At 44.3% G+C, this 12,202-nt stretch carries 12 protein-coding genes and 1 riboswitch; of the genes, 1 reads left to right on the top strand and 11 read right to left on the bottom strand.

Translation table 11 applies throughout. The features are described 5' to 3' along the window. Positions 1-40 precede the first annotated feature (40 nt). The 8 genes from OCV20_RS05300 to moaA form a co-directional block, all read right to left on the bottom strand. Positions 41-1,672, bottom strand: a complete 1,632-nt coding sequence (locus OCV20_RS05300) for an ABC transporter substrate-binding protein (protein ID WP_048610543.1) — start codon at positions 1,670-1,672, stop codon at positions 41-43. A gap of 617 nt (positions 1,673-2,289) precedes the next feature. Continuing rightward, positions 2,290-3,132 carry an IS3 family transposase gene (locus tag OCV20_RS05295; RefSeq protein ID WP_108721729.1) on the bottom strand — a complete coding sequence of 281 codons (843 nt, stop codon included), beginning with the start codon at positions 3,130-3,132 and terminating at the stop codon, positions 2,290-2,292. Next, entirely contained in the window at positions 3,129-3,638 is a 510-nt protein-coding gene (locus OCV20_RS05290) for a helix-turn-helix domain-containing protein (protein ID WP_086774936.1), read from the bottom strand. Before OCV20_RS05290 ends, OCV20_RS05295 begins: the two co-directional genes overlap by 4 nt. Positions 3,639-3,726: 88 nt before the next feature. Then, entirely contained in the window at positions 3,727-4,182 is a 456-nt protein-coding gene (gene moaE, locus OCV20_RS05285; protein WP_081230609.1) for a molybdopterin synthase catalytic subunit MoaE, read from the bottom strand. Between the two features lie 2 nt (positions 4,183-4,184). Beyond that, the gene (gene moaD / locus OCV20_RS05280; RefSeq protein WP_019823606.1) at positions 4,185-4,430 is read right to left on the bottom strand and encodes a molybdopterin synthase sulfur carrier subunit; all 246 of its coding nucleotides are present in this window, start codon (positions 4,428-4,430) and stop codon (positions 4,185-4,187) included. Continuing rightward, positions 4,427-4,906 carry a cyclic pyranopterin monophosphate synthase MoaC gene (moaC, locus tag OCV20_RS05275; protein WP_004734026.1) on the bottom strand — a complete coding sequence of 160 codons (480 nt, stop codon included), beginning with the start codon at positions 4,904-4,906 and terminating at the stop codon, positions 4,427-4,429. Before moaC ends, moaD begins: the two co-directional genes overlap by 4 nt. Positions 4,907-4,918: 12 nt before the next feature. Continuing rightward, the gene (moaB, locus tag OCV20_RS05270) at positions 4,919-5,431 is read right to left on the bottom strand and encodes a molybdenum cofactor biosynthesis protein B (RefSeq protein ID WP_004734027.1); all 513 of its coding nucleotides are present in this window, start codon (positions 5,429-5,431) and stop codon (positions 4,919-4,921) included. A 356-nt stretch (positions 5,432-5,787) separates the two neighbouring features. Continuing rightward, positions 5,788-6,777 carry a GTP 3',8-cyclase MoaA gene (moaA, locus tag OCV20_RS05265; protein WP_009848642.1) on the bottom strand — a complete coding sequence of 330 codons (990 nt, stop codon included), beginning with the start codon at positions 6,775-6,777 and terminating at the stop codon, positions 5,788-5,790. Next, positions 6,766-6,918: riboswitch (molybdenum cofactor riboswitch) on the bottom strand. It overlaps the preceding gene by 12 nt. Positions 6,919-7,112: 194 nt before the next feature. Here moaA and OCV20_RS05260 point away from each other — a divergent pair. Next, positions 7,113-8,000 carry a YvcK family protein gene (locus OCV20_RS05260; RefSeq protein WP_086775094.1) on the top strand — a complete coding sequence of 296 codons (888 nt, stop codon included), beginning with the start codon at positions 7,113-7,115 and terminating at the stop codon, positions 7,998-8,000. 75 nt (positions 8,001-8,075) lie between these two features. On the opposite strand, the gene luxU is transcribed toward OCV20_RS05260, so the two are convergent. The 3 genes from luxU to uvrB form a co-directional block, all read right to left on the bottom strand. After that, positions 8,076-8,420 (bottom strand): quorum-sensing phosphorelay protein LuxU, encoded by a 345-nt coding sequence (luxU, locus tag OCV20_RS05255; protein ID WP_017066591.1) that lies wholly within the window; start codon positions 8,418-8,420, stop codon positions 8,076-8,078. A gap of 24 nt (positions 8,421-8,444) precedes the next feature. Further along, on the bottom strand, positions 8,445-9,833 hold the full coding sequence (gene luxO / locus OCV20_RS05250; protein WP_004734031.1) for a quorum-sensing sigma-54 dependent transcriptional regulator LuxO: 1,389 nt from the start codon (positions 9,831-9,833) through the stop codon (positions 8,445-8,447). A 301-nt stretch (positions 9,834-10,134) separates the two neighbouring features. Beyond that, complete coding sequence (gene uvrB / locus OCV20_RS05245; RefSeq protein WP_050652938.1) at positions 10,135-12,165, bottom strand: excinuclease ABC subunit UvrB; 2,031 nt, start codon at positions 12,163-12,165, stop codon at positions 10,135-10,137. Between the last annotated feature and the right edge of the window lie 37 nt (positions 12,166-12,202).

Genomic DNA, 12,202 nt, shown 5'->3' with positions numbered 1-12,202 from the left:
TATCGTTATAGTTATATTAACTTTTTAGAATCGAAGCTTATTATTGAGCTTTGATGTATAGGTCTTTCGAGAAGATCTTGTCTTCCGCGTTGTTGATTGGGAAACCACCAACATGCGGGTTAAGTAGACGTGATTTCACGTATTGGTAGATAGGAGCGATTGGCATGTCGTTTGCCATTAGCGCCTCAGCTTCTAGGTAAAGTGCTTTGCGCTCTTCTTCTGAAGTTGAGTTAAGTGCTTTATCGATGATTTTATCGTAAGCCGCGCTGTCGTAGTGAACACCACCGGTAGTGTTGTTACTCTTCATTAGTGTTAGGAACGAAGACGCTTCGTTGTAGTCACCACACCAACCAGCACGTGCTACTTCGAAGTCACCAGAATCTTTAGAAGATAGGTACGTTTTCCACTCTTGGTTCTCAAGTGTTACAGAAAGACCCAGTGTTTTCTTCCACATAGAACCTAGCGCTACAGCAATCTTCTTGTGGTTCTCTGAAGTGTTGTAAAGTAGGTTGAATTTAAGTGGGTTATCTTTACCGTAACCTGCTTCTTCAAGAAGACGTTCTGCTTCTGCGTTACGCTCTTTTTGAGACATCTTACCGTAAGCTGGTAGCTCAGGATCGAAGCCAGCTGTGATTTCAGGCGTTAGGAAGTACGCAGGTTTTTGACCTTGCGCTAGGATAGCACCTGTTACGATATCACGGTCGATTGCGTAAGAGATTGCTTGGCGAACACGAACATCATCAAATGGTGCTTTCTTCGTGTTGAAGATGTAGTAGTAAGTACAAAGGTTACCCGCTACAGATACATCTTCCGCGTACTCTTTTTGAAGACGCTTGAAGTGCTCAGTTGGAAGTTCGTTTGTGAAATCGATTTCGCCAGATAGGAAGCGGTTCATTTCCGCTACTTGGTTTTCGATTGGTAGGAAGGTTACTTTATTTAGAACCGTCTTATCGTTGTTCCAGTATTGGTCGTTACGCTTTAGAACTAAACGCTCGTTAACAACCCATTTATCAACAGAGAATGCACCGTTACCAACGAAGTGGTCAGGCTTAGTCCATTGGTCACCGAATTCTTCAACAGTAGCCTTGTGTACTGGCTTCATTGTTGTGTGGCCCATCATCATTACGAAGTATGGTACCGCTGTTTCTAATTCAACAACAAGCGTGTTTGCATCTACAGCTTTAACGCCTAGCTCACTCTTGTCTTTCTTACCCGCTACGATGTCCTTCGCATTCGCCATCTTGGTATATTCCATGTACCAAGCGTATGGAGAAGCCGTTGCAGGATCAACTGCACGTTGCCAGCTGTAAACGAAATCTTCAGCTGTTACAGGATCGCCGTTAGACCATTTTGCGTCTTTACGTAGGTGGAAAGTGAATGTTTTGTTGTCTGTCGTTTCCCAGCTTTCAGCAACACCAGGGATAGTATTACCTTCGCCGTCTTGGTTCACTAGACCTTCTAGAAGATCACGAATTACATGAGATTCTGGTACACCTTGAGATTTGTGTGGGTCGATAGTCGCAACTTCAGTACCGTTACCGCGAACAAGTTCCTGAACTTTTGCTAGTTCTGTACCTGCTGGAACTTCAGCAGCGATAGAAAGAGTAGAAGTGGCAGCCACTGCCAAACCAGCACCTAGAAGAAGGGCCTGAGTGATTTTATTCTTGTACATTTAATAAACTCCAAGTTTTTCGTATTGCATCCATGACTTCTTTGCTAGGTTCACTGAACGGCAGTGATTTAGATTTATTTAGCTCAAAATTTAAGCATAAAAATCTAAAACCTTACAAAGATTGAGGCACACACTATCAACCATTGAAGTAATTTGCCATAAACAAGTCGCAAAAAATCGGATAATTCTCCGAATTACTTAAGGTAATAGTGTAAATCTCTAATAAAAACCTAATGAATAGTGAGTTACACATAGGGATTAATTAAAAAACAGCCTTTAGTGTTGATGTATCTGTATTGATACTTTTTTTTAGCATCTTATGCTAGAACACAGACGGCAAATTAACATTAATGCCACATGAAATCTAATTGCACATCACATATCCCCTAAATAGACTCTACTATTTGTGAGGATTATCACTTTATACAAAACAGCATAAAGCACTGCACCAAAACAGTTTTAGAAATGCACCAAGACAGACAAAATCAGGCATCGAATTTATATGCAACATGAATGACTAACCATTTATTAATACAGCGCTTATTTATAAATAACTTTGTAGCACGCACAAAAAAGCCGACCTTAATGAAGTGACCCCGTAAAGTTGGACATTTCTGTTAAGCGGCTTTCAAGGCCTGAGTTCGATATTCTATCGGAGTCAGGCCTTTTAGTTTCACTTTTATACGTTTGGTATTGTAGTACTCGATGTATTCTTTAATCTGCTCTATCAGAGCATCTGCATCTTCAAAGCTTTGGTTGTGATACATCTCGGTTTTGAGTAAAGCAAAAAAGTTTTCAGCAACAGCATTATCCAAGCAGTTACCTTTTCTCGACATGCTTTGCGTTAACCCACTCTCCGCTACCTTTTTCTGATACTGTCGATGGCGATATTGCCAACCTTGATCGCTATGTATAATTGGCTTTGAGTTGGGTTTAAGCGTTGATATAGCTTCCGTCAGCATATCTGTGACAAGCGGCAAGCAGGCATTTTTGGCCACTCTATAAGCAACCACCTCCTGAGTAAACAAGTCGACAACGGGAGATAAGTATACTTTCTGCTCTTTGACTTTGAACTCCGTGACATCAGTTACCCACTTTTCATCGGGTTGAGTCGCACTAAAATCTCTTTCAAGAACGTTGGGAGCAGCTTTTCCTGACTCTCCTCGGTATGAACGATACTTTTTAATCCTGACCGTCGATTTAAGGTTGAGCTGAGCCATAAGCCTTTGAACCGTTTTGTGATTAAGCACGAACCCCTGATTCTTTAGTTCCAAGTGAATACGGCGGTAGCCGTATCGCCCCTTATGTTCATGATAAATTGACTTTATCAACCGCAGCTCACGTTCGTAGCTATTTTGGCGCTTGCTCGTTTGAGCCTGATAATAAAAGACACTTTTTGCCAACTGTAGAGTGTGCAGTAAGTGCTTTAATGGGTACTTGCCTTTAAGAGTTAGAGCTATGACCGCTTTTTCTTTGTTCGACGGTTTTTTTTCTGCTCCAACTCTTCCAACTTTTTTAGAACGGCATTCTCGGTTCGTAAGTAGACCAACTCCTCTTTTAGCTCCTCAAGTGTCATTTCATTATCAGGCTTAGTGGTACGTTGAGGTTGCTGTTTCATTGAGGGTCTTCCTTTCTGGCGCATTTCGAGCCCCTTGATACCGAGCTCATTAAATCGTTTAAGCCAGACAGAGAGTATTCCAGGGGATGAGAGGTTTAATACAGCGCTAGTGTGCGTGAGAGACCATTCATTCGTCCACATTAAATTCAATGCTTTTCGTTTTGTTTGAGCAGTCGCGGCATGATTAGTTGGTAAAAATGAATCAGTACCATGGATGGCAAAGACTTGAGCCCAATACCGTATCTGCCTTGAAGAAATTGAATATTGTTTTGCTAAGTAGAGAGATGACGTGCCATCTAAGTATTGCTTAGCAATGATACATTTTAGCTCTCGGCTATATTTGGACATAAAAAGACCCCCAATAATTGGTGTCCAACTATTGGGGGTCAGTTCAATCAACAGAGCGAATTTTTGAAGCAGCATCATATTGCGAGAATTATTTCTCCCAACGCTCCGCAGCTTTTGTATCTGAATCGCGAGAATCAACCCAGCGAGTTGTTTCAGTAGTACGTTCTTTTTTCCAAAACGGCGCTTTGGTTTTCAGAAAGTCCATAACAAACTCACACGCTTCGAAGGCAGCACCACGATGCGCACTGGATACACCAACGTAAACAATCTGGTCACCGATATCTAGGTCACCCACGCGGTGAATCACTCGCATCTTCTGAATAGGCCAGCGTGCCTCAGCTTGATCACAGATCTCGCTCAGCGACTTCTCTGTCATACCCGGATAATGCTCCAGAGACAAACCAATAACGTTGTCGCCAAGGTTCATGTCACGAACTTTACCAACGAACGTCACAATCGCTCCGGCAGCTGTGCCTTGAGCCAAGTAGTCGTATTCGTCGCCTACAGAGAAATCCTCTGTTGTCACTAATACTCTTGGATCCATGCTTAGCCTCCAGTTACTGGTGGGAAGAAAGCGACTTCATCGCCGTCTTTCACTTCAGTCGTCAAAGGTACGATTGATTGATTAAGCGCAGCCAGAAGCTTGCCCTCTTCTAATGCGATATCCCATTTGCCTTCTTGTGTTACAAGGTGGCTGCGAATCGCTTCGATAGTACTGAATTGCGCGTCGACTTCTAGGCTATCAACGCCGACAAGTTCACGAGTTTGAGCAAAGAAAAGTACAGTAATCATGATTCCACCTTGAAGTGTCCTGATTTACCACCCGTCTTCTCTAACAGACGTACGTTCTCGATAACAATGTCTTTCTGAACAGCTTTACACATATCGTAAATCGTCAGTGCAGCAACAGAAGCAGCCGTTAGCGCTTCCATTTCTACGCCTGTCTTACCCGCAAGCTTACAAACAGATTCGATGCGTACCTTGTTTTCAGACTCGATCGCTTCAAGCTGCACTTCTACTTTAGTCAATAGTAGAGGGTGACACAGTGGAATCAGATCCCACGTCTTCTTAGCCGCTTGAATACCCGCAATACGTGCCGTTGCGAAAACATCACCTTTATGGTGGCTACCAGAAACAATCAGCTCTAACGTTTCAGCAGACATTTGTACGAAAGCTTCCGCTCTCGCTTCACGTACTGTCTCTGCTTTAGCCGATACATCGACCATGTTTGCTTCGCCAGACGCGTTAATGTGTGTAAATTGGCTCATACTCAAACCGCCTTATACAGAAAGGTGTGGCATGAAGTTACAAGGACGGTGGCTAGCATCCATCTGTTGCTTAATGATCTTAGTCCAACCTGTGCGGCAAGCGCCTGTAGAGCCTGGCATTGCAAAGATTACTGTGTGGTTAGCAAAACCCGCAATCGCACGAGATTGAATTGTCGAAGTACCGATCTCTTCGTAAGATACTTGACGGAATAGCTCACCAAAACCTTCTACTTCTTTGTCGAACAGTGGCTTAAGCGCTTCAGGCGTGCTGTCACGAGAAGTGAAACCAGTACCACCGGTAATCATGATCGCTTGTACGCTCTCATCAGCGATCCACTTAGATACGATCGCACGGATCTTGTACATGTCGTCAATAACGATTTGCTTATCAACCACGTTGTGACCCGCTTCTTTCGCATGCTCTGCTAGGTAACCGCCTGACGTATCATTTTCTTCTGTACGAGTATCTGAAACGGTTAGAACTGCGATGTTTGCTGCTTGGAATTTGCTTTCTGCGTGACCCATTTGTTCACCTATATAAATTTTTCAATTATTAGGGCGTGTTGACCTTTCGTGATTAAATTTTGTTCGAGATAAAAGCGTTTTAATCGCGGCGAGGGGGAAGTAGCCTAGTCATTCTAAGCAAATCTCCCTCAACAAAGAGTAAAACGCTTTTAGCCGAACCCTTCGGGCAGCGTTTGCTGGTCATTTCTACTACGTTATCGGCTTCTCATGTAGGCTAGCTACACATCAAAGCCTCTGCCTTGTATAAATACCCAGCAACTCGCTGCAAAAATCAGCTCGAAAGAGCAACACGCCCTAGACTGATTCGCCCAGCTTAAAGAAGCTGAGCGATAAAATGCTTTAGAGTGTGTAGCGGATTAACCGCCGATTGACGCCAAGTTTGGAGTCATGCCGCTGTTGCCATCGTGTAAGAAGTGGCTAACGGACTTGGTTTGAAGCTGAGCCTGAATTCGATCAATGAGCTCTTGCTCTTGTTGATCTTCTTGAATCAGATCTCTCAGTTCAACACCATGGTCGCCAAACAGACATAGGTGAAGTTTACCGGTCGCAGAAACGCGCAGACGGTTACAACTCTCACAAAAGTCTTTCTCGTAAGGCATGATCAAACCAATTTCACCCTTGTAGTCTGGGTGAACAAACACTTGCGCTGGCCCATCGTTAACGGCTTTGACTTTTAACAGCCAACCATTAGCAATAAGCTGGTTGCGAATCGCAACGCCAGACACATGATGTTTATCGAACAACTCGTCCATCTCGCCGGTTTTCATCAGCTCAATAAAACGTAATTGAATAGGTTTGTCTTTGATCCAATTAAGGAAGGCTGGTAATTCCTGACTATTGAGGTCTTTCATTAATACAACGTTGACTTTGACTTGTTCAAAGCCAACCTCAAACGCTTTATCAATACCTCGCATAACCTCAGTAAACTTATTCTCACCAGTGATCTGATGGAACATGCGCGAATCTAAACTATCCACGCTCACGTTTATATGGGTTAAACCAGCATCACGCCATTGCCCTACTTGTTTCTCCATGCGGTAGCCATTCGTTGTGGTGGCCACTTTTTCGATGCCTGGAGTAGAAGCAACGGTATGTATGATTTCAGGAAAGTCTTTACGCAGGCTCGGCTCTCCGCCTGTAATGCGGATCTTTGAGGTACCACAATCTGCAAACGCTTTAACAACACGTTTGATCTCGGGAACACTTAAAAAAGACGAGTTTTTTTGCCCTGACGGTTTATAGCCATCTGGCAAGCAGTAAGTACATTTAAAGTTACAGACGTCTGTAACCGACAAGCGCAAGTAATAAAACTTGCGATGGAATCTATCTTCGAATTGTTGCGCCACGGAACACCTTTCCAAACACGGGAGGCATAATCATTTCCAATTAAGCCCTTGTGACAACATGTCACTGGCTCTTGATGCGTATCGGTACAGCAAATACCACTGTGCGACTTAGCATGCGAGAGCTCGGAGTTATGGCAACTGAGCGTTATATTCACACGCGCAGTAGCTGAGTAATAAAATACTTAATATTTGTACGTGAATCTAGCTCTGATGGTAAAAAACGGGTCACATCGGCAAAAAAAACGTATCAAACGCTCAAAATAACTCTTGTTGAGTATATAGCGAGAAGCATTTAACCTAAATTATAGTTGGTAATAACCTAACAAGAACAATAAATGAATATTTACTCTTCAAAGAAAGTCGTAGCAATCGGCGGTGGCCATGGCTTAGGTCGTATGTTAGCTGCATTAAAAGACTTTGGTAACAACGCAACTGGCATTGTTGCAACGACAGATAACGGCGGTTCCACCGGACGTATTCGAGATTGCCAAGGTGGCATCGCATGGGGAGATACACGCAACTGTATCAACCAATTAATCACAGAACCTTCAATCAGTTCGATGATGTTCGAATACCGATTTCGCGGCCAAGGTGAGCTAGACGGTCATAACTTGGGTAACCTAATGCTAACGGCGTTAGACAACCTTTCCGTTCGCCCATTGGAAGCGATTAACCTGATTCGAAATATGCTCAAGGTCGATGTCAATATCGTTCCGATGACTGAGCATCCTTCAGACCTCACGGCTCTATCAATGGACGGCCGCTGGGTAACCGGCGAAACCAACGTTGATGACATGACGGAAAAACTGCGCATGATGGACTTGTCTCCAGAAGTGCCTGCAACCAAAGAAGCCGTTACTGCCGTTGAGCAAGCAGACTGCATTGTCCTTGGCCCTGGAAGCTTTTTAACCAGTGTGATGCCCCCTCTTCTCCTTCCAGAGATTGGGAAAGCAATCGCTGAGAACACCAAGGCAAAAGTTATCTTCGTCGAAAACCTTTCACCAGAGCACGGTCCCGCAGGGAAAATGACGCTTCAAGAGCAATTGGAGTGGTGTGAACGTACCTGTAAGGCAAGAAAAATAGACATTGTACTGGGCAATGAACCACACCCTGAATTAGAAGGGCAATGGAATTGTGTGACCACAGATCTTGCATCGGCAAACCGAGATTGGCGACACGACCGTGTGAAGCTTCAACAAGCCATTGAAGCCCAGTTAACTTAAGCCGTCAGTTAAAGCGACAGACAACAAAAAAGGAGCATCATGCTCCTTTTTTAATCTCAGTAATAACTCGCCGTTTTAGAGGTCCGTCATCAACTGCTGATATTCAGTGTACGTCGATAAGAGGAGGTCTTGCATATCTTGAAAATCAACTTCTGTCACCGGCAACGCTTGCTTCACTTTTGCATCTAAGCTAATCGCAAAACTACACAAAGAATCCGCGCCAAAACTTGCTGCGCTGCTCTTAAGTGCATGACTGATATCAGCCAAGTACTTAGAGGTATCCGACTCTTTATTTATCTCTAGGTGTTCGTAGTAGCCTTTCAACTCACCTAAAAAGATTTCAAGTAAAACCGGGACATTCTCTTGCCCAATTTCGCCGGCAAGCTCATCAACTTTTTGCTGATTTAATACTTTCGTCATTATTATTTTCTTATTGTTTGGTGATTACTGCTTCGCATTCCACGTTTGCAACTTACGGTATATCGTCGATGGACTGACATCTAAGAAACCTGCCGCACGGGGGATGTTGCCATCACACGCTTTAATGGCTTGTTCGATAGCCGTTTTCTCAGTGATCCACAATGGGAAAATATCTTTTACCGTGATGTCTTCATTCTGCTTCTCTTTCAATCGCAGACTGTTTTCAATCGGTTGGTTCAACGGTGGTGGAAGCATGTTGAGAGTAATCTCTTTGCCGTTATTCAAAACCACCACGTTTCGCAACACGTTTTGTAGCTGACGAACGTTACCCGGCCACTCATATTGATTAAAGCGATCAAGTACTTCCTGAGCAAAACGTACAAACGCCTTCCCCTCCTCGACCGACATATAGCCTAGCAGAGAATACGCAATCTCGATGACATCTTCACCACGCTCGCGCAATGGCGGCAAGTGCAATGGAATCACGTATAAACGATAGTATAAATCTTCTCTAAAGCGACCTTCTTGTACTTCTTTCCAAGGGTCACGGTTGGTCGCACACACAAAACGAACATCAACACTCTTCATCTTCGAAGAGCCGACTTTTTGAAAAGTACCGGTTTGGATAAAGCGCAGCAGCTTAGTCTGTAGCTCTAAATCCATCTCGCACAGTTCATCAAGAAACAGTGTTCCACCATCAGCAAGCTCAGCAGCACCTTGGCGATCGGTCGCAGCACCGGTAAAGGCACCTTTAACGTGGCCAAACAGCTCACTTTCAATCAAATCTTTTGGGATAGCGGCACAGTTAATCGCGATAAACGGCTTATCGCCACGCTTACTCGCCGCATGAATGGCTTCTGCACATACCTCTTTACCGGTACCACTTTCACCCGTGATGAAAATGCTCGCCTTACTCGATGCAGCAGAATCAATCGTTCGGTAAACCTGCTGCATGGTTTGGCTGCTGCCGATAAAGCCTTGGTAATTTTGGTTTCCCGGGTGTTCCGAGCTGTTTTTAAGCTTGGTGGCTTTGCGGATCGCGTTGTTCACCGTAATACGGAGTCGGTCGGCTTCACACGGTTTGATAAGGAAATCTTGAGAACCATGACGCATCGCTTCTACGGCGGTATCGATAGAGCCATGAGCCGTCATGAAGATAACCGGAACTTCAGGGTACTTTTGTTTTACAGCAAATAGCACGTCCATACCCGTCATATCAGGCAGACGTAGATCTAATAAAATAAGGTCTGGGATTCGATGATTCAAACTCTCGATTGCATCGCGGCCAGTGCCAACAATGTTGATATCAATTTCGAGCGGTGTAAGATACGAACGATATAAAGCTGCTACCGAAGCGGTATCTTCTACCATCAACAAATACTTCGATTTGTTATCTAGCGTTTTTGATTGCATATCCTAGCCATTTATAATTTGCATTTCTTATTATAGTCGCATTCCGCTTTGCATTATGCAAATTAGCCACAATATTTGTAGTGTGTTTTTTTACTTGCTTCAAACAATCAATGTTTTATCTATCTGGCACGAACGATGCAACAGTGTAAATGACCTTCGGGTCACCTAGCCAACTGACGTTGTTAGTGGACCGAGTGTTCACAAACGTAAGCCAGTAGAACATTTACTACTGGCTGTTTTTTTGTCTGAAACACTCTCAATTCTTGTGTTGAGGGGATCACTTCTCGAGTGAAAAATGAGATTAGCTGTTGGTAATAAACTGCTTTCTTAGCTGCTCAATTTCATCACGCTTCTGTGCGGCCAATTCAAATTCCAGATTCTGAGCATGCTGATACATCGCAGCTTCTAGCTTGCTGATCTCTTTATCAAGCTGTTGCGGCGTAAGTACGGCATAACTTTCAGAAGGCTCAGCCACCTTAGATAAAGGAACTTGCTTCGATTGGCGCTGCTGCTTCGATTTGGTTAGATCGCCCAGTTCCATAATGTCTTTGATATTACGCTTAAGCGCTTGCGGTGTGATGCCTTGCTCTTCGTTGTAAGCCTGCTGTTTCTCACGACGACGATCGGTTTCATCAATCGCTTTTCTCATCGACTTAGTAATCGAATCACCATAAAGGATCGCTCGACCTTCCAAGTTACGCGCAGCACGACCAATGGTTTGGATCAGAGAACGCTCAGAACGCAAGAAACCCTCTTTGTCTGCATCAAGAATCGCCACCAGCGACACTTCAGGCATATCCAAACCTTCACGAAGTAAGTTAATGCCCACTAACACGTCGAACTCGCCCAAACGTAGGTCTCGGATGATCTCTACGCGCTCAACAGTATCGATATCCGAGTGCAAGTAACGCACTTTAACGCCGTGCTCACTGAGGTATTCGGTTAAGTCTTCCGCCATTCTCTTCGTTAGTGTTGTGACTAACACGCGCTCTTCTTTCGCTGAACGGATTCTGATTTCAGACAGCAAGTCATCCACCTGAGTCGCAACCGGACGTACTTCGATGATTGGGTCTAACAGACCAGTAGGACGCACCACTTGATCAGCAATCTCGCCATCTGATTTTTCAATCTCGTAATTACCCGGCGTTGCCGACACAAAAATCGTTTGTGGGGCGATAGACTCAAATTCTTCAAACTTCATTGGGCGGTTATCCAATGCAGAAGGCAGTCTAAAGCCAAACTCGACCAAGGTTTCTTTACGAGAACGGTCACCTTTATACATCGCACCAATTTGCGGCACAGTCACGTGTGACTCATCGATGATCAGCAAACCATCATCAGGCAGATAGTCAAATAACGTTGGCGGCGCTTCCCCTTCCGCACGGCCGCTCAAGTATCGTGAATAGTTTTCGATACCGGAACAGAAGCCAAGCTCAGTCATCATCTCAATATCAAACTGAGTTCTTTGAGAGATACGCTGCTCTTCCAAAAGCTTATTGTTGTCTTTTAAGTATTGAGCACGATCGCGCAGTTCATCCTTGATGTTCTCAATCGCCTCAAGGATCTTCTCTCTTGGGGTTACGTAGTGAGTTTTTGGATAAACCGTAAAGCGCGGCAAGTCTCTTTGCTTAACCGCACCAGTCAGTGGATCAAAGATACTAATGCAATCGACTTCGTCATCGAACATCTCAATTCGAACCGCATCTTGGTCAGATTCAGCCGGGAATATATCGATCACCTCACCACGAACTCGGAACTGACCACGTTCAAAGGCGACATCGTTTCTTGAATATTGCAGCTCAGCCAAGCGGCGTAGGATGTCTCGCTGATCCATCACCTCACCACGACTCAAATGAAGCATCATCTTCAAATAAGACTTAGGATCACCAAGACCGTAGATAGCCGACACAGAAGCCACAATGATGGCGTCTTTTCGTTCTAGTAAGGCTTTGGTTGCCGAAAGCCTCATCTGTTCAATATGAGCATTCACAGACGCATCTTTCTCGATGAATGTGTCCGTGGTTGGAACGTAGGCTTCAGGTTGGTAGTAATCGTAGTAAGAAACAAAATACTCAACGGCATTGTTTGGAAAGAAAGATTTCATCTCACCGTAAAGTTGAGCCGCCAATGTCTTGTTAGGCGCTAACAGGATCGCAGGTCTTTGAGATTGGGAAATGACGTTGGCAAGGGTAAAGGTTTTACCAGAGCCCGTTACCCCTAATAGAGTTTGATGTGCCAAACCAGAATCTAGTCCATCTAGTAATTTGGTTATCGCCGTCGGCTGGTCACCGGACGGGCTGTAGTCCGATACCAAGTCAAAGAGTTTGCTCATAGGTCGCCATTTCCATACTGTTTTTTTAATCAGGTCA

Source organism: Vibrio coralliirubri (genome assembly GCF_024347375.1).
In the GTDB taxonomy this organism is placed as follows: Bacteria; Pseudomonadota; Gammaproteobacteria; order Enterobacterales; family Vibrionaceae; genus Vibrio; species Vibrio coralliirubri.
Note: the sequence above shows the minus strand (reverse complement) of the source record. Positions and strands in the feature narration are given on the sequence as shown.